This window comes from Acidobacteriota bacterium, from assembly GCA_028875725.1.
Classification (GTDB): Bacteria; Acidobacteriota; Thermoanaerobaculia; order Multivoradales; family Multivoraceae; genus Multivorans.
On sequence record JAPPCR010000023.1, the window covers coordinates 695,744 to 713,987 of the forward strand.

Annotated in this window: 13 protein-coding genes; 6 read left to right on the top strand and 7 right to left on the bottom strand. The window is 66.7% G+C overall.

What is annotated here, in order from left to right; translation table 11 throughout:
- Window positions 1–47: 47 nt before the first annotated feature.
- The 4 genes from OXI49_18560 to OXI49_18575 form a co-directional block, all read right to left on the bottom strand.
- On the bottom strand, window positions 48–1,220 hold the full coding sequence (locus tag OXI49_18560) for an acyl-CoA dehydrogenase family protein (protein ID MDE2692501.1): 1,173 nt from the start codon (window positions 1,218–1,220) through the stop codon (window positions 48–50).
- Between the two features lie 214 nt (window positions 1,221–1,434).
- Complete coding sequence (locus OXI49_18565; GenBank protein ID MDE2692502.1) at window positions 1,435–3,237, bottom strand: DUF3604 domain-containing protein; 1,803 nt, start codon at window positions 3,235–3,237, stop codon at window positions 1,435–1,437.
- A gap of 14 nt (window positions 3,238–3,251) precedes the next feature.
- Window positions 3,252–4,595: a PQQ-binding-like beta-propeller repeat protein gene (locus OXI49_18570; GenBank protein ID MDE2692503.1), complete on the bottom strand. Its 1,344-nt coding sequence runs from the start codon at window positions 4,593–4,595 to the stop codon at window positions 3,252–3,254.
- Window positions 4,596–4,605: 10 nt separating this feature from the next.
- On the bottom strand, window positions 4,606–5,562 hold the full coding sequence (locus tag OXI49_18575) for an MBL fold metallo-hydrolase (GenBank protein ID MDE2692504.1): 957 nt from the start codon (window positions 5,560–5,562) through the stop codon (window positions 4,606–4,608).
- Between the two features lie 158 nt (window positions 5,563–5,720).
- Here OXI49_18575 and OXI49_18580 point away from each other — a divergent pair, with 158 nt between their 5' ends.
- Genes OXI49_18580 through OXI49_18595 form a run of 4 tightly spaced genes read left to right on the top strand, consistent with a single transcriptional unit; the run spans window position 5,721 to window position 10,682 of the window.
- Window positions 5,721–6,770: a cyclase family protein gene (locus OXI49_18580; protein MDE2692505.1), complete on the top strand. Its 1,050-nt coding sequence runs from the start codon at window positions 5,721–5,723 to the stop codon at window positions 6,768–6,770.
- 34 nt (window positions 6,771–6,804) lie between these two features.
- On the top strand, window positions 6,805–8,031 hold the full coding sequence (locus OXI49_18585) for an acyl-CoA dehydrogenase family protein (protein MDE2692506.1): 1,227 nt from the start codon (window positions 6,805–6,807) through the stop codon (window positions 8,029–8,031).
- On the top strand, window positions 8,028–9,485 hold the full coding sequence (locus OXI49_18590; GenBank protein ID MDE2692507.1) for a PQQ-binding-like beta-propeller repeat protein: 1,458 nt from the start codon (window positions 8,028–8,030) through the stop codon (window positions 9,483–9,485). The genes OXI49_18585 and OXI49_18590 overlap by 4 nt, the downstream gene beginning before the upstream one ends.
- Before the next feature lie 15 nt (window positions 9,486–9,500).
- Entirely contained in the window at window positions 9,501–10,682 is a 1,182-nt protein-coding gene (locus tag OXI49_18595; protein MDE2692508.1) for a phytanoyl-CoA dioxygenase family protein, read from the top strand.
- Here OXI49_18595 and OXI49_18600 read toward each other — a convergent pair.
- Window positions 10,679–11,878, bottom strand: a complete 1,200-nt coding sequence (locus OXI49_18600; GenBank protein MDE2692509.1) for a cytochrome c — start codon at window positions 11,876–11,878, stop codon at window positions 10,679–10,681. The two genes, OXI49_18595 and OXI49_18600, sit on opposite strands and share 4 nt — an antisense overlap.
- Before the next feature lie 98 nt (window positions 11,879–11,976).
- Window positions 11,977–13,122: a fumarylacetoacetate hydrolase family protein gene (locus OXI49_18605; protein MDE2692510.1), complete on the bottom strand. Its 1,146-nt coding sequence runs from the start codon at window positions 13,120–13,122 to the stop codon at window positions 11,977–11,979.
- Window positions 13,123–13,332: 210 nt separating this feature from the next.
- Between OXI49_18605 and OXI49_18610 the strand changes: the two genes are divergently transcribed.
- Complete coding sequence (locus tag OXI49_18610; GenBank protein MDE2692511.1) at window positions 13,333–16,020, top strand: carboxypeptidase regulatory-like domain-containing protein; 2,688 nt, start codon at window positions 13,333–13,335, stop codon at window positions 16,018–16,020.
- On the opposite strand, the gene OXI49_18615 is transcribed toward OXI49_18610, so the two are convergent.
- Entirely contained in the window at window positions 15,998–16,816 is an 819-nt protein-coding gene (locus OXI49_18615) for a phytanoyl-CoA dioxygenase family protein (protein MDE2692512.1), read from the bottom strand. The two genes, OXI49_18610 and OXI49_18615, sit on opposite strands and share 23 nt — an antisense overlap.
- 153 nt (window positions 16,817–16,969) lie before the next feature.
- On the opposite strand from OXI49_18615, the gene OXI49_18620 reads away from it, so the two are divergent.
- Window positions 16,970–18,235: a DUF4143 domain-containing protein gene (locus OXI49_18620; GenBank protein MDE2692513.1), complete on the top strand. Its 1,266-nt coding sequence runs from the start codon at window positions 16,970–16,972 to the stop codon at window positions 18,233–18,235.
- Window positions 18,236–18,244: the final 9 nt, after the last annotated feature.

Below are 18,244 nucleotides of genomic sequence, written 5' to 3' on the forward strand. Positions count from 1 at the left end.
CAAGCGGGTCGAAGAGGTCTTCTGTCAACCGGGATGGGCCGTACTGATCAGCCGTAGAACCCCGGAGCCGGAAGAACCTCATTCAACGCCCAATTGCCCACGTCACGGACCTTGTAGTCAATGGGGTCGTGCAAGGTAAAGGTGCGCGCATTGCGCCAGAACCGATCGTTGCGCAAGGGGCCGAGAGTCGCCCTGGCGCCCATGACGTCGAACATGCGCGAGGAGATGTCCAGGCAGGCCTTCGTTGCCGCCACCTTGGACGCTGCAATAGCGACCGCGATCCTTCCTCGGTGATCTTCAGAAAGCTCCGTGCCGACGTCCCAACCGTCCTGCAGCACACCGTTTGCGCGGTCAACGAGAGCTTCGGCAGCTTGTAGCTGGACTGCCATCTCGCCGAAGTGGCCCAGCACGTACGGGTCCTCCGAAACCGGCGCTGCAGGGGGCGGACCCCAGCCTTGCGACTTTCGACGCACGTAGGCGACGGCCTGTGAGAGGGCGCCTCTGGCGATGCCGATATAGATGTTGGTGAAGACGAGTTGATTGATGCAGACCCGCAGTGTGGTCCGCACCCGGTGGTGCGGGTCCTTTGGAAGCCGGAGAATCTCCTGATCGGTGACGGCAACCCCGTCGAAGGTCACGGCGCCGCTGTCGGTTTGCCTCTGCCCCATGCAATCCCAGTCGCCTTTGACGTGGACTCCCTTTCGCCTGGTCGGGACCATGACGGCCAGGAGTTCTTCCGAACCGTCAAAGCGGGCCGTAACGGGAAGCATGTCCGAGTCGACCGATCCGCTGCAGAAGCTCTTGACGCCGTCCAGCCGGTAAGCACCATCCTCTAACCGTGTCAGTTCAGTGCGCCGGTCCCGGGGGTTCATCGCGTTGGCCCAGAACCAACCGTTGACAACCGTTTCTCGATAGTAGTAGTCGCGCTGGGCTTCCGACCCCAGAAGTGCTGGGATCAGTACACCCAGGAAGTGGTAGGAGAGCAGGTGGGCAATAGAACTGTCTGCGGCCGCGATTGACCTGGTTACGTCGAGGGCCGCGAGCCAGCTCTCCCCATCCCCGCCGAACCGTCGAGGAATGGTGAGGTTGAGCAGGCCGCTCTCGCGCAACATGCGGCGGGCCTCGAGGGGCGTCCCTGCAGCCAGATCTCTGGCGGCTGCGTCCTCCTGCAGCCGTGCAACGAGGTGGTCTACTGTGTCGGTGTATGTATGACGTGTCATGTGAATAGGCGCTGCACTTTTGAGGAAACGGGGGCTGTTGACGGCCTATTCCGCCCAGCATGGGAACCGCAAGGAGTCCGCCCGGCGGCTAATGCTTGCCTTACCTCCGGCGAGCCGTCTCGAGCCCAGTCGAGAGGTGTCTCGCCATCCGCGTTCTTCGCGTTGACGTTTGCTCCTGCACCGAGCAGTAGCTCGATGGCGTAGCTGGCAGCGTCTAGCTGCCGGGAGCGATCCAGATCGGCGACGACCAGGCGCGCTCCTGGATCGTCGCCGGCAGCGATACGCGCGGCGCAACTCCGGCTTTCACGGCATCCCACGTCGACCAGCGGCATGTCGGGTTCTCCAGGACGCGAACGTAGTAGAACGCGTGCTGCCCGGGGTCGAAGCCGGGATCGCTCCAGGTCGCTCCCAGTTCGGCGTCGCCGGCGTCCTGGCTGATGGCGCAGTTGGACAGGTCGACGGCGGCGCCGTTGTCCGGACAGCGGTGGGTCCCGGGATCCGGTTGCAGCCCGTCGGAGCAGGCGACGTCGAAGACCTGCTCGTGCTGATCGCCGTCCTTGACCCAGCCCTTGACGATCTGGAGACGCTGGAGCGGGGCGCCGGACGGATCGCGCAGTGCGCGGACCGCGAACGTCGGGTTGCCGTCTTGATCGGCATCGAGTTCGCCTCCCATGGCGACGCCACGCTCGTAGCCCACCGCCGCCATGTCGTCACGGAGGTGAAGGTCGTCGGGCAGGCCGTAGCCGGCGAACGTCCGCAACCGGATGCGAGTGCCCGAGGTGGCGAAGGTTTCCTTGCGACGCAGGGCCCCGTAGATGGCCTCCCGGCTGTTCTCCTCGGCCCAGACGCCGGTGAGGCCCGAGTTGCTGTAGAAGCGGCGGAAGACCTCGCGATACGTCGGTACGCCGTCGACGATGTCGACCGGGACCGAGCCCCTGCTGACCGGGTCGAAGTCATGCACGCCGACCTTGCCGGTGTGCTTCTCCTCGTCGAACACAAACCCCGAGTTGTGGGTGTCGCTGGCACCGACGAACCCCAGTCGATACGGGTTGAAGCCCTCCCGGCTCTGAAACGCGATGCCGTCCAGCAGCGCCTGGCGGACGTAGCTGCCCCTGGGTCGGCTCCTGGCCCACTGGCCGACGCGAAACGGGAAGATCTCGAAGTCGGCCCACTCGTCGTTGGGCGACAGAACGGGATGAGTCTCCGAGGTGCCCTTGACCTGCGTGATCTCGACGAGTGGCTCGTTGCGCATCCGCTTCGTCGCGTAGTCGGCGTCGAGCGGGCCGCCGGCGAACGTCTCGGTCTGGAACATCCAGCCGTCCGAGCCGTTCGAGTTGTGCGGGATCGCCAGCGCCTCGATGCCCTGGTCACGCAGCCGATCCATCCAGCTCCAGAGGTCCTCGGGATTCGGCGAATCGAGTCGGCTGAAGGGTTCCCGGGGTGCTGTGCCGCCCCTGAAGATCACGTTCCGGTGCAGGTTGCCGCCGTCCCGCGAGGGGGTGTACTCGTAGGCGATGAAGGTCGTCAGGGTGCCCGGCCGGTAGTGGCGTTCCGCGGCGGCGACGATCTCCTCCCAGGCCGTCCGCACCACTTCGGGATCCGCGTGCCCGGCCACGAAGTCCGAGGCGCCCGGCAGGTAGCCTCCCCGCGCCTTCACAGTGGTCGGGTCGACGTAGCGCTCGACGTCCGGGTCGTCCGCCAGCGGGTGGCCGGGGTCGGCGAGGGCGCGCAGGACCCCCAGGTACGCCGCGTGGTCCGTCACGGCGTAGAAGTCGAGGGGCCGGTCGAGCTGGATCTCGTTTCCCGAGGGATGCAGAATCGCCTCTCCGGCGGCGAAACTGTACGCGTCGTCGGCGGTCGTCCGCGTGGCGAACGAGAAGGCGTCGAACGAGTAGGCGGTGTGCACGTGGATGTCACCGAAGAACGCCGAGCGCTCCTCGCCTGCGGCAGGCGAGAGCGGCGCGACCGTTGGGAGAATCCCCAGGATCGCCGGGAGAAGGAGTCGAGGAGGTCGCATGGTGGCTCCGGGCGTCACTGGTAGTCCGTCGCGTTCAACGACACGGAGATCATCTCCTCGTCGTTTCTGATGTAGACGTGCTTGTTGGCGTAAGCCGGGTGAACCCAGCTCACGTAGCGCAGCTCCCGCCGGTTGCCAGGTCTCGACGTGGGGGTGATGAGGTGCGTCCGGCTGACTTCCTCGTAGCCGGAGGGACTCAGTCTGGCGATGATCAGGTCGCCGCGATCGTTGTTGATGAAGACTCGGTCGCCGTTCTGGACGAGGAACCCAGAGACCCAGCGCCGTCGTTCTCCGGTCGCTTCCTGCGTTTCCCAGAGGCGCTCGCCCGTCTCGGCGTTCAGGCCGCGTAGCTGGCCGTAGCTGCAGATGCCGTAGATGGTCCCGCCGTCGATGATCGGCGTCGCCAGCACGGCGTGCAGTCCGTCGGTCTGGATCTCGCTGTTGCTCGAGCCCTTCCAGGCTACGGTGGCGCCGGGCCTGTCCTGGTTGAGCGTCAGCATCAGGGGTCCGTCGTAGAACGTCGTGAAGAACAGTTGCGATCCGACCTGCACCGGCGTCGCGACGGTCATCGCGCCGCCAACCGTGTAGGGCTGCCGCCAGTAGAACTCGCCGTTGCTCGGATCGAGTGAGACGACCTCTTCCGGATTCCAGACGATGAGCTGCCGCGCGCCGCCGGCCTCGATGATGATCGGCTGCGCGACGCCGAGGTCCGCTTCGCTGTCGAGCGCCCGCCAGATCTCCTCGCCGGTCATCTTGTCGAAGGCGACGACCCGTGCGTTCTCCGGCCCGCCGACAAAGCCGATGAGCCGCGGGCCGTCGACCAGCGGTGCGCTGGCGAAGCCCCAGTCGAACCCCCACTGCAAGCGGTCGACGCCGTAGTCCACGGCGTAGTCCTTTCGCCAGAGGAGGGCGCCGGTCTCCACGTCGAACGCCGACAGGACGCCCGTGCGCCCCAGGGTGTAGACGCGGTCCCCATCGACCGTCGGGGTCGCGCCGGGACCTGTTTCCCACTGAATCCCGGCGTAGTCCGCCTCCCATTCCTGAGTCCAGAGGACACGACCGGTCGCCTCATCGAGCGCGAGCGCTCGCTCGGTTCCGCGCATTCCGTGCGTGGCTTCGAAGTCGGTGATGAAGACGCGGCCGTCGGCCACGGCGGGGCCCGCGAACCCCGCCTTGATCGGAGTCCGCCAGAGCGCCTTCAGGCCCTCGGCGGGGAACTCCTCCAGGATCCCGGTCTCGTGCCAGACGCCGAGGCGGCCCTCGCCTCGAAACTCCGGCCAGTCATCGGCACGCGCCTGGGTCGCACCCGCCAGGAGGAATGCGACACACGCCAGAAGCGCCATGAGTCGTCCGGTCATGCGCGGCCCGCTACCTGTTCGCCAGCTCGTCATAGATCGCCTCGATGTTCGCTCTCGCGTGTTCCATGCCGTAGTCCCCGTAGCGCTCAGGCAGATCGAGGGTCGCCGCCGCCTCGTCGACGCTCAGGCCGGCCCGGAAGGCCTCTTCCGTGGCCGCCAGAAAGTCGCGGTTGAAGTCGGCGTACTCCTTCAGATCTTCCCACGTCATGAACCCCGTCCAGGGGCGGTCCGCCCCGGTTTCCCGGCGACCCCTTCCGGCGTAGGTCACAGGAGCCTCACCGTGGCCCGTGATCACACGACTCACACCCGGGATCCCGGCAACCGCCTTCGCCAGCGTGTCGGGGAAGGCCACGCCGCTGCCGCCGTTCTGCCTGTCGATGACCGGCGTCGCCTTCGAAGGAAACAGGCCTCCCATGTACGCCACCCCCTTGGCGGGGAAGACAACGATGATGTCGCCATCGGTGTGGGCGGGTCCGAAGTAGTACAGCTCGACGCGGTCGATGTCCTCGAGCAGCGAGAAGCGGTCGACGAACGTCGTCGTGGTTAGCGAGGCGGCGTTCGCACCCGAGTAGAGGTCCATCCGGGCCATGTTCGCCTTCGTGTTCTCGTGCGCCACGATCAGGGCGGCGCTGCCGAATTCGCCGTTGCTGCCGGCATGATCCGGATGCGCGCTGGTGTTGATGATCGTCGTGACCGGAAGATCGGTCACCCCGTCGAGGGCGTCCCGCACCGCCTGGCCCCATCCCGGGCGCTTCGTGTCGATCAACACGACGCCGCCGTTGATCTCGTCTATCAGCGCCAGCGAGTTGGCCCCGCCGCCCGACAGGTGGTAGAGCGTGTCCATCACGCCCAGGGTGTCGATGCGGACCGTCTTCGGCTCCTGCGCGTGGCCGTTCGCTGGTAGAGCCGCGAGCGAAACCAGCGACAGAGCCACGAGCCTCACGTCCAGTCTCACGCACCGTTTCATGAACTTCCTCCCCGGCAACGTGTGGCAAGGTAGCAAATGATGTCCACAGGCCGCTCGATGAATCGGTGCAGCCTACGAAGAGATGCACCGTCGCGTCGAAGGACCACGCACGACCCCGCCGCCGCGCCCCCAAGAAGGCGTGCACTACTAGGAGCACTATGAAAGCCACACATCTGACGCTCGGTATTGCGTGCATCCTGCTGACTGGCGCCTGCGCGGCGACCCCGGAGGAGGCGACTGAGCCGGCATCCTCGCCGGAACCCGCCCCGAGCTACTCGCCCGAATCGCGCGATCTCGCCCAAGCGGACATCGAGCGCCTGATGGAGGAGCTATCCAACTGGGGTCGCTGGGGTGACGACGACCAGCTCGGGACGGCCAACCTGATCACCCGGGAGAAGCGCCTCGAGGCCCTGGCGCTGGCGACGGAGGGCATCTCCGTCTCGCTCGCCCATCCCCTGATCATCGAGCAGGCCGTCGACGTGCCGTTTCCGTTCGAGCGCGCGATCCTGCGACTGCCCGATCCCGACGAGGAGCCCGCCTTTCGCGGCGGCGTCAGCGACCGCTACGAGATCAGCTACCACGGTTACTCGCACAGCCACATCGACGCGCTGTGCCACATCCTCTACAAGGGGAAGATGTACAACGGCTACTCGCAGGACACGGTGACCGGGGAAGGCTGCACGCGGTCTTCGATCTTCAACCTCCGGGGCGGCATCGTCACGAGGGGCATCGTCTTCGATATCCCCCGCCTGAAGGGCGTGCCGTACCTCGAGCCGGGGACGCCGATCTACACCGAGGATCTCGAAGCCTTCGAGGAGATGGCCGGACTCCGCGTCCGTTCCGGCGACGCCGTCTTCATCCGCACCGGGCGCTGGGCGCGGCGCGCCGAACTCGGGCCCTGGAATGTGTCGCAGAACGCGGCCGGCCTCCATGCCTCGACGATGCCCTGGGTGCGCTCCCGCGACATCTCGTTCATCGGCTCGGATGCTGCGCTCGACGTGGTTCCGTCGCTGGTGGAGGGCGTGGACCTTCCGGTCCACACCCTGACGATCGTCGCCATGGGCCTCGACATCTTCGACAACCAGGACCTCGAGGCCGTCGCCGAAACGGCGGCCGAGCTGGGTCGCTGGGAGTTCCTGCTCGTGGCGGGGCCGCTGGCCGTCGAAACCGGAACCGGCTCGCCGATCAACGCACTGGCGATCTTCTGAGACCGACCTCAACAGAACTACTGAAGGAGAGACGATGATCGATTTCGAGATTCCACAAGAGACCAAGGCGGTCCGCGCCAAGGTGCGCGACTTCGTCCAGAACGAGTGCATCCCGGCCGAAGAGGGATGCACGCCGGAGAACTTCGACGAGGTGCTCGCGGAGCTCCGCAAAAAGGCGAGGTCGCAGGGGCTGTGGTGCCCCTTCATCCCGGAGGAGCACGGCGGCATGGGCCTGAAGCCGCTGGCCAATGCGCTGGTCCAGATGGAGCTCGGCGAGAGCTTCCTCGGCGCGCTCTCGCTCAACACGCAAGGCCCCGACGACGCGACCATGCTGACGCTGCTCGAGAACGGCACCGACGACCAGAAGGAGCGCTTCCTGAAGCCTCTGCTGGCGGGCGAGAAGCGCATCTGCTACTCGATGACCGAGCGAGCCGCCGGCGCGGACGCCACGGGCATGCAGACCTCCGCCGTACTCGACGGAGACAACTACGTGCTAAACGGCGAGAAGTGGTTCAGCTCCTCCGCGAGCGTCGCCGACGTCGCCCTCGTCATGGCGAAGACCGATCCCGACGTCGCCCGGCACCGGCAGTTCTCGACGTTTCTCGTCGAGCTGCCGAACCCCGGCTACAGGATCGTCCGCGACATCGAGACGATGCAGCCGCACACCGACCTCGGCCTGAAACTCGGAGGCTCGCACTCGGAGATTCGCATCGAGAACCTCATCGTCCCGAAGGAGAACCTCCTCGGTGGCCGCGGCCAGGGCTTCGCAATGGGCCAGCACCGCCTCGCCTACGGGCGATTGCGTCACGGCATGCACAATGTCGCAAGGGCACAGCGCGCCCTCGACCTCGCCGTCGGGCACGCCGTGAAACGGGTGACCTTCGGCAAGCGCCTCGCCGACCGCCAGGGGGTTCGCTGGATGCTCGCCGACTGCGCCGCCGAGCTCTACAAAGCCCGGCTCATGCTGCTCCACATCGCCTACAAGGCGGAGAATGGCATGGACCTGCGCAACGAGAACGGCATCGCCAAGGTCTTCCTCGCCAACATGGTGCACCAGGTGGTCGACACCGCGCTCCAGCTCCACGGCGCCCTGGGCTACAGCATGGACACGCCGCTGGCCGGCTGGTATCGCGCCGTCCGCGCGCAGCGTCTGGTCGACGGGCCGGACGAGGTCCATCGCTGGCGCACCGGCAAGAACGTCGTGCAGGCGTTCGAGGCGCACGGCACCTGCGCGTCGGCCTGCGGCGGCGATCTCCTTTGAAGCGACCAGCGCTCTCGGTCCTTAGCGCCGTTGCCTTCTCGTCGCTCGCCTGGGCCGAGACCGCCGAGTGGTCGCGGTTCCGGGGACCGAACGGCGGCGGCGCCATCGAGGCGGGCGCCCTGCCGGTCGAAGTGGGCCTCGACCGCAACCTCCTCTGGCGGACCGAGCTCCCGTCCGGCGACTCGTCGCCGATCCTGAGCGCCGAGCGGATCTTCCTGACCGCCTCGGAAGGCGAAGCGCTCTACACGATCGCCCTCGATCGCGAGACCGGATCGGAGCTCTGGCGGCGCGAGGCCCCGAGGCCGCGGACCGAGACGCTCGACAACCGCAACGGGCCGGCGTCGCCGTCTGCGGTCACGGACGGCGAGCGCGTCTGGGTCTTCTTCGGCGACTTCGGCCTTCTCTGCTACACCGTCGACGGCGAGGAAATCTGGCGCCACCCCCTCGGCCCCTTCGACAACATCTACGGCATGGGCGCCTCGCCGATCCTCGCCGCGGGCAACGTGGTTCTCGCGGTTGACCAGCAGCGGGACTCCTACGTCCTCGCCGTGGACGCCGGGTCGGGAGAACTTGTCTGGCGCACCGAACGGCCGGCCGCGAGAAGCGGCCACTCGACGCCGGTCCTACACCATCCCGAAGGCGGCGAGCTCCAGATCGTCCTGCCGGGCTCGTTCTTCCTCACCGGCTACTCGGCCGAAACCGGCGAGCGTCTCTGGTGGGTGAGCGGTCTCTCGTTCGAGATGAAGTCGACGCCGGCCGTCGAGGATGGCGTCCTCTTCATTAACGGCTACGCGATGCCGCTCAACGAGGAGGGGCGTCACGTCCGCCTCGATCCCTTCAGCGACGTCGTCGCCGAGCATGACGGCAACGGGGACGGGAAGATCTCGGAGGAGGAGGCGCCGGAGGGTCTGGTCCGCAACCTCCTGTCCTACTTCGATCTGGCGAGCGACGGCCACCTCGACGAAGGGGACTGGACGTACTTCCAGTCGGCGCTCGACAGCCGCAACGGCATTCTCGCCATCGAGCTGCCGGAAGCGGGCCTGCGAGGAGACCTGACGGCCACCCACACACGATGGACCTACCACCGCAAGATCCCGCAGCTCCCGTCGCCGATCGTCGACGACGGCGTTCTCCTCATGGTCGACGACAGCGGCATCACGACGACGCTCCGCTCCGCGACGGGAGAACTCATCGAGGAGGGCCGCCTCGAAGGAGCGGTCGACAGCTACTACGCCTCGCCAATCGTGGCGGACGGCAAGTTCTACCTGGTCTCGAGGTCAGGCAAGCTCGTTGTGCTCCCGAGCGACGGCTCTCTCGAGCCGCTAGCCGTCTCGGATCTTGACGACCTGGCCACGGCGACGCCGGCGATCGACGGAACGACGATGTACCTCCGGACACGAAGCGCGCTGTGGGCGTTTCAGCGTTCGGCGGACGACTCGCCGGCCGACCGCTAGACTCCCTCCACCCCCATGAACGACACGCTCAGCGCAGGCGACCCAGTAGCGACACCCACCCGGGCGGAGCACGCGGCCGGGATGGCGGCCTATCAGGAAGAGGGGCTGCGCATCGCCGCCGAGATCGGCAACCGGGGGCCGATTCGCCTGACCGACGGCGGCAGGCTCCATCCAGACATCCTGGAGGCGTACTGGCGGCACGGGTTCTACGTCTTCGAAGGGCTCATCGACGGCGACGAGGTGGCCGAGCTGCGCCGCGACGCCAGCGAGATGCTGGAGCGCGCGCCGGTTGGCCCGGACGCGGACGTTGACGCGCAGGGGCGGCCAGCGCTGGGTCTCGACTACGCCCGCCCGCCGTATCTCTTCGCCAAGCCGCTGGCAGACCCCTGGGGCGGCACGGAGCTTCTCAGCGGACGTCACCCGACGCAGATGACGCAGCCGCTACCCGAACGGGACGCGCCCGCCGATGTCGTCTTCATCATGAGTTCGATGTGCCAGGCGATGCCCTCCGGCCTGCGGCTCTACGGCCACCCACACCTGCTCGAGATCGCCGCCGCGATCAACGGCGACGACTTCGTGCCCTTCAACGACGCGATCTTCGTCAAGCAGCCGGGTCTCGGTGGTTCGGTGTCGTGGCACCAGGACGGCGTGACCCACTGGGGTTCTCCGGACTGGGACGAAGGCATCCACGGCTTCAACTTCCAGGTGCAGCTCTACCCGACGACTCCGGCGAGCTGTCTCTGGGTGGTGCCCGGCAGCCACAAGCTGGGGAAGATCGACATCAAGGCGCGGGTCCAGGCGAACGGAGGAAGCGAGAAGCTCCCCGGGGCCCTGCCGCTCGTCTGCGACGCCGGCGACGTCACGATCGTCAACCGCCAGATGCTCCACGCCTCGTTCGCCAACACCTCGTCCGACCTGCGCATCTCGCTCACCTTCGGCTTCCACCGCCGCAGATCGGTCGAGGGGCAGAAGGGCGCACTCGGCGTTGAAGCCGACGAGGTCGTCTACGACGCACGGCGGATCTTCGATCGCTCGTCCGTGATCGCCGTGGCGATCGACGCCCGCCGGCAGCACTGGCCCGGGGAAGCCTCGTTCGTCTACGAGCCCTTCGCCGGCCTGGAGGACGACTTCCGCTTCAACGACGAGACGTTCGAGCGCGTGATCCGGGACTACAATCTGAACGATCTGGCGATCTAGCCGTCCGCCGCGACGTAGTCGACGAGGCCGTTCAGCATCTCGTCGGTGGATTCCAGGCCCCACCTGACGTCGACCGTCGGATCGGGGTTGCTGGGGTTGCCGGCCGAGTTGTCGAAGACGGCCTTCACATGGATTCGCGTCCCGGCCGGCAGCCGGATCGGCTCGGCCAACTGGTAGGTCGTCTGCCAGTTGAAGTCGTAGCGGCTGACCCGGAGCAGGTCCCTGGTGGTGCCGTCCGGAAGCTCCGCGCTGAAGTGCATGGACTTTCCGCGGTAGTGCATGTGCGGCGTGAAGGCGCGAATCTCGACGTCTTCCTCGAAGACGCGGCTCGCCTCCGCCTCGTAGTTCGGGTCGCCCGCCGGGATGTGGATGCCCGCGTTCCAGATCGGCAGCGTGATCAGTTCCTTCTCGACTTCCTCGGGTTCGGCGAACCAGAGACCGATGCTGCTGCTGTCGGTCGCCGCCTCGCCGCTCGGATGGTAGTGGAAGTCGCCGATCAGCTTGCGGCCCTTCTGCAGCAGGCGGGCGGAGCCCGTCGGGAACTGGTAGGGCTTGCTGCCCGCGGTCCAGGCGGCCAACCAGCCTTCCTGGAAGGTTGCGCCCTCGGCTGCCCGCCAGAGAATGAAGTGATGGAGCACGTTGCGGTCTCCCGGCTTGATCTCGACCGCGCGGATCCAGCGGTCCTCGTCGAATCCGGTCGTGATGGGCACGTCGCGGAACTCATCCGGTCCCTCCGCGGCCACTTCGTGGGGATCGAACTCGAACACCCAGTCCGGTTCTCCGAAGGTCCACCCGTCCGCGGTCTCCGACCGCTCATGGACGGGTTCGTCGCCTTCGCCGCGGGGCGCGCCGTTCGCAGCCCAGCGGACGATCGCCGCGATCTCGTCGTCGCTCAGGCTGGTGTCGTTGGACCAGGGCCCGTAGCCCGGGTCGGCGTCCCAGGGCGGCATGTCCCGGTTCTCGACCGCGCGGGCGATGGACCGGGCCCACGGCCGCACCTCGCGGTAGGTGCGCAGCGCCATCGGTCCGATCTCGCCGGGCTCGTGGCAGGAGACGCAGTTGGCGTGGAGGATCGGCGCCACGTCGTCGACGAACGTGGGCCGATCGAGATTGGGGCCGGCAGCAATGGCCGGCACCAGGATGAGAATGGTTGCCGTGGCGCCCGCAACGCGGGCCACGCGCGTGGCTAGGTTCATCGGGGGCTCTCCGAAGATTCTTGGAGGAGGGCGGGTCCAAGGCCCCAAGCCACTCTACCCGAGACGCCCCGAGGCGCCGTTGCCGGCGGTGCTACGGGTCAGCGATACGACTTGACCGGCGGCAGCCGCGCCCCCGTCTCGCCCGGCGGCTTCTCGCCGGCGACGACCGGGAGCCGGAGCGTGCCGATACCGTCGATGGACGCCTCGACGACCTCGCCCGGCTTGAGGAAACGATCCTCCGGGCCGCGGGTCGCGGCCGCGCCGGCGGCCGTGCCGCCCGAGGTGCCGTTGTTGATCACGTCACCCGGGTAGAGGGTGATGATCGACGAGCCGTACTCGATGAGCTCCCACAGCGAGTGGATCATGTCGCCGGCGCGCGCCTCCTGAAGCAGGGTGCCGTCGACGCTGAGAGTCTGGCGGAGGTTCTCCATCGGATCGCCGTAGAACTCGCGCGGCACGATCCACGGGCCCTGCGGCGCGAAGGTGTCGTGCCCCTTGCCGACGAACCAGTCGCTGCCGATGGGGTTGCCTCCCGGAGGCCGCCCGCCACGGTCGGAGACGTCGATGGAGACCATGTAGCCGAAGACGTGGTCCTGGGCCTCGGCGGCGGAGACGTACCTCGCCGTCCGTCCGATGACGGCGCCCAGCTCGACTTCCCAGTCTGTGCGATCGCGGCCGTAGGGGATCACGATCTCGTCGCCGCTGCCAACGACGGCGCCTCGGGACGGCTTGAGAAAGAGGTACGGAAAGCCCCGGTTCTCGCGGCGCTGGCGCCGGGCCGCGGCTCGCTCTTCCTCGGTTCCCGACTCGTTGACGTGACTGTAGAAGTTGACGGCGGCGTTCAGGATCTTCCCCGGATACATGATCGGCGGCCGGATCCGGAGCTCGTCGACCGCGTGGACGTACTCGGGCACCTCGTTCCCGAGCAGATCGTTGCCCACGAGATGGTTCACGATCTCGTACAGCCGGTACTTCAGGCCGTACTCGTAGCGACCGACCAGCTCGAGCATGTCCGCCGGCATCGGCAGCGTCGGGTAGGCGGGATCGGCCTCGAGTCCCCGGTTCGCCTCCGCGATGTCGACCACCAGGCTGTCCCGCAGGACGAGGCCGACCCGCGGCACGCCGTCGATGTCGAAGGTGCCGACCTTGAAGGGCTCGGCCGATTTCGTGGCCTGGCCGAAGGCGGACGCGCCTGACAGGACGACCAGGAGACCGGCGAGCGGACACCAACGAAGTTCACGCATGGTTCTCTTCCTCATGGAACACGATTCGACGACGGGCCTGTGCGATGGGCTACGAGTCTAGCTTTCGAGCGGGCGCAACGACTAAATCGGTTTAGCCGATATGCCTAAATCGATTTACAAAAACGCACATGACACAACCCCCATCCGGTGCGCCGACGTTCCTTGTGGTACGGTGTTTGAGATTCGAACAGCGTTATGGAGGGAGAAATCGTGACAACCACCGCCATCAGGTCCTCTATCTGGATCTTCGCCATCGCCCTCTGCGCGTCGCCGCTGCTGGCCGACGGCCCGCAGACATCGACCATCGACGGCACGATAAGTGACGCTCAGGGAGACGGCCTGCCCGGCGTCACCGTGACGCTGACCGGCCCTCAGAACACGAGGACCGAGATCACCGACGCCAACGGCGACTATCGCTTCGCCCTGCTCCAGTCGGGTGACTACACCGTCACCGCCGACCTCGAAGGCCTGGGCTCGGCAGAGCGCGCGGTCGTCCTCGAACTGGGGAAGCGCGAGGACGTCGACCTCACGCTCGGCGCAACGGAGGAGGAGATCACCGTCACCTCCGAGGCGGCGCTGATCACGAAGTACGACACCGGTGCCGTTAGCGCGCTCGGGGCAGAGGAGCTCCAGCACGTACCCCAGGCCACGCGGAACTACTGGTCGAACATGAAACTGATGGCCGGCGTGGTGTCGTACAAACAGGAGTTCGATCAGGCACCCGGGGTCAACGGCGGCATCGGCCAGGAGAACGTCCTCTTCATCGACGGCGTCGACATCTCCCACAACCGCCGCGGCGGCGAAATGACCTTCTACATGCCGTCGACCGTGGTCTCCGAGAACCGCATGGAATCCGCCGGGTTCAGCGCCGAGTACGGCCGGGGGGTCAGCGGCGTGATGAACACGACGATCAAGACCGGCACGAACGAGTTCCACGGCGACTTCCTCTACATCGGCCAGAACCCGGCGTGGCGCTCCGAGAACTGGCTTGAGATGGAGCGGCCGGATTCCATGATCAACAGCTACGAGACCGGTCTCGGCGGGCCGCTCTTCCGCAACAAGGCCTGGTTCTATGCCTCCCTGAGCGAAATGAACGACAACCGGCTCGACCTGACCCGCGACGGCAACACGATCAATTCGAACCGCACCGCCGAGCCACTCGTCGGCAAGGTCAACACCCAGCCCAACGACCGTCACCAGCTCGCGTTGACCTGGATCGACTCCCCGTCAGGCCGCCTCAATCCACCCGGGTCGGCCGGCGACATCTACTCGGTCACGAGGAACAGTTGGAACAACAGAATCCAGACCCTGACCTGGAGCTTCGCCCTGACCAACTCGGCGTTTCTCGAAGCCAAGGCCGCCAACCGCGAGCTCCAGACGGCCCGTATTGGTTCCCCGCCCGCGGAGATCCTTCCCGGCGCGTCTCCCGACACGCCCGACGGCAACAACTTCCGCTATCGGGATCTCGCCGACGGTCGGCGCTACAACGCTCCCGTGAATCGCCTCGGCGCGGGTGGGAACGACTTTCCGCGCGATCAGGCGAATGCCTCGCTGACCTTCTTCAGGGGCAAGCACGAGTTCAAGGGCGGCATCGACGTCCAGGACGTCACCTTTGCCACGATCACGAGTATCGGCACCGAGTATCGCGGCCGCGGCTACGGCCGTTCGCTGCCCGGCGGCTACGCGACCCCTACCAACAAGCGGGTCTTCGACTGCCCCGTCCCTTGCAACACCGCCTTCACCAGCGACATAGGTGCTGCCTATGTCCAGGACCGCATCACGGTCGGTGACCACCTCACCGTCAGCCTCGGCCTGCGCCAGGACACCCAGGACATCAAGAACAACCTCGGCCAGGAAGTCATGGACTACCAGAAGGTGGCGCCGCGCTTGTCGGCGGTCTACGACCTCAACGCCGACGGCAGGATGCTCCTGCGGGCATCCGCCGGGCGCTACTACGACTACATCGGCCTCGGTGTCGTCTTCACGGAGTTCACGGCCGGCGCCAACGGCGAGAACGCCTACACGCAGTACGGCTGGAATTCCGAGACGGAACTCTACGACGTCTTCCAGCGCCGCGTCGAGCCCCGTGACCCCCTGGCCTCCTCCGTCGAGCCCTACTACAAGGACGAGATCTCGGTGGGCTTCGACTGGCAGTTCTCGAGCAACTGGGCCTTCAAGTCGCGCGTGACGTCGTGGGACATGGAGAACATGTTCCACAGCACCCTGCAGTTCGACGAGCAGGGCGCGGTCGTTCGCGACCTGAGAAACTGGCCGCAGAACCGACGCGAGTACGAGGGCATCCTGCTCCAGCTCAACCGGGCGTTTCGCAACGACTGGTCGCTGCAGATGAACTACGCGAGGGACTGGAACGAAGGCAACAACGAGTCGCGCAACGACAACGACGACCACCTGGAAGGCTTCGGGGGCATCGAGGTTTCGACCGGGATTCTCAATCCCACGAGTGGCCCCAACTGGTTCGGACCGATCAGCTACCAGCGGGACCACATCGTCAACGTAGTCGGCATGAAGCGGTGGAGGTTCGGCAGCCATGACCTGATGACCAGTGTCAGCGCGCACCTGGCAGACGGCGAGCCCTGGGGATTGCAGCCCGCCACTCAGGTCAGGCACCCGGTGTCCGGCCAGACGATCACCACGACGACCCTCAGGGACAAGAGAGGAACGAACCGGCTCGACGACTTCTTCACGCTCAACCTGAACGCCACCTACCAGTTCCCGATCAGGGGCGGCGTGCAAGGCATCATCGGCGGCGAGGTTGCCAACGTCACGAACGAGCAGGCTCTGATTCTGATCAACACGAGAAACGGCAATCCTTCCGGCTCCCTCGACACCTACCAGTACACGCGGGAGTTCCGCCTCAAGGTCGGCGTCCGGTTCTGAGGATTGGGAACTGCCGATCCGGATCGTTCTGGAGAACGGGCCGGTAGCCGCCGCTCCCGTCGGGTTCCATGCGGTGAGCCCCGTCGGGAGCGAGCTGAACGATGTAGGCCTTGCGGACCTCCGAGGTGAGGTTCGGCCCGGTGGCATGCGGAGTGAGTGAGGAGAAGACGACAATGCTGCCGGCTCTCGCCGGCGCGGCGAGCCCTTCGGCGTCTTCGTCCGCGCAGCAGTAGCCGAGGTCGGTGGTCCAGTGCTCCAGGGTGCCGTGGCGATGCAGTCCCGGGAGTACCCGCGGGCAGCCGTTGCTGGTTGTGGCGTCGGTCAGGGCGATCCAGCAGGTGAGATAGGCCTGCGGCTCGAGGAAGCCGTAGCCGTTGTCCTGGTGCCACGGAAAGGGGGCCGGAACGCTCGGCTTCTTGTAGACCGCCTGGTCCCAGTAGAGGCGGACGTCGGGGCCCACGAGATCCCAGGCGAGATCCCGAAAGAGAGGCCCGGCACAGAAGTCCCGCAGGAAAGCCGAGCGCAGCACCAGGTGGACGGTGAAGGTGATCTCGTCAGCGCGGGCGATGAAGCGACGGCCCTGCGGCAGCTCGCGCAGCGCCGCTTCGGCTTTGGCCTCCCATGGGTCGATCTCGGCGATCAGGCGCTCGAGCGTGGAGGGCTCGACCGCGTCCTCCAGCACGAAGAAGCCCTGCTCGCTCCACTGGTGGGCCTGCGCGGCAGAGATGCGCCGGTAGGGGCCGCCTCTGGGCTCCCAGCGAAAGTCCCGGTTGAGCGGATGGAGCTTCGGCGTCATGTGACGGCGCACAGCAGGCCGAAGAGGAGCGCTCTCATTGCCACCCGAAGGCTACTCGGAGGCTCAGGAACTGCGCAGGGGCCACGCGATCCCGGAGTGTACTCCGAGATAGTTCAACTATTTCGGAGTACACTCCGAGATCGGAGACCCACCATGTACGCCCGCGAACTCAAGATCGAATTGCCGCGCGGCCAGTCGGTTTTCCTCTGGGGAGCCAGGAAGACCGGAAAGTCCACGCTGCTCCAGCGGCAGTTCCCGGAGTCGATTTGCTTCGACCTGCTCGACACGCGCCTGATGCTCGAGTTCACCCGCGCGCCCTGGACCCTCGGTGAACGCATAGCGGCGGCAGAGGGCGCGAGACGCGAACTGCCGATCCTGATCGACGAGGTCCAGAAGGCGCCCGCTCTCCTCGACGAAGTGCACCGCCTCATCGAGGCGGAGCGCCTCAGCTTCGTGCTCTGCGGCTCCAGCGCCCGCAAGCTGAAGCGCGGGAGCGCGAACCTGCTCGGCGGTCGCGCCTGGCGCTTCGCGCTTCACCCGTTGACCTGGTGCGAGATCCCCGGCTTCGACCTGCTGGCGGCCCTGAACCGCGGGCTCGTTCCCGAGCACTACGACTCGGCGCACCATCGCCGGGCGCTGGCCGGGTACGTGGACGACTACCTCAAGGAGGAAGTCTTCGACGAAGGACTGACCCGCAACGCCCCCGCGTTTTCGCGGTTCTTCGAGGCACTCGCGTTCTGCAACGGCGAGATGCTGAACTACAGCAACGTCGCCAGGGACTGCGGCGTCAGTTCCAAGACCGTCAAGGAGTACTTCCAGATCCTGGTCGACACGCTGCTCGGCGTGCTGGTCGAGCCCTTCAGCCGCCGCCCTTCGCGTTCGGTGATCGTCGCCGCGCCGAAGTTCTACCTGTTCGATGTGGGCGTGGCGAACCACATCGCCGGCCGGCGAATCGAGAGGGCCTCGGGACCCGACTTCGGGCGCGCCCTGGAGCACTTCGTCCTGATGGAGCTGCTGGCCTACCGCTCCTACCGCGAGCGCGACTTCCCCATCCGGTTCTGGCGCACGAGGTCCGGCCGCGAGTGCGACTTCGTCCTGGGCCGCGATGGAAGCACGGCGATCGAAGTCAAGGGCGGCAGCCGAGTGCGGCGAGCGGACCTCAAGGGCCTGCGGGCGTTCGTCGAGGAGCACCGTCCGCGGACCGCCATCGTCGTCTGCAACGAGGACGCGGTCAGACGAACGGACGACGGGATCTGGATTCTGCCGTGGGAGCGTTTCCTGGAGCGCCTTTGGGAGGACGAAGTGGTAGGCGGAGATGACTTCGCCGCCGGCGCCGCGGCGATGCGCCGACGGCTTCGCTCAAGCGTGGACAGCACCGACACCGTTCGCGAAGATCGCGACCGAGACGGCGGCGCGTGAAGCCGCCCA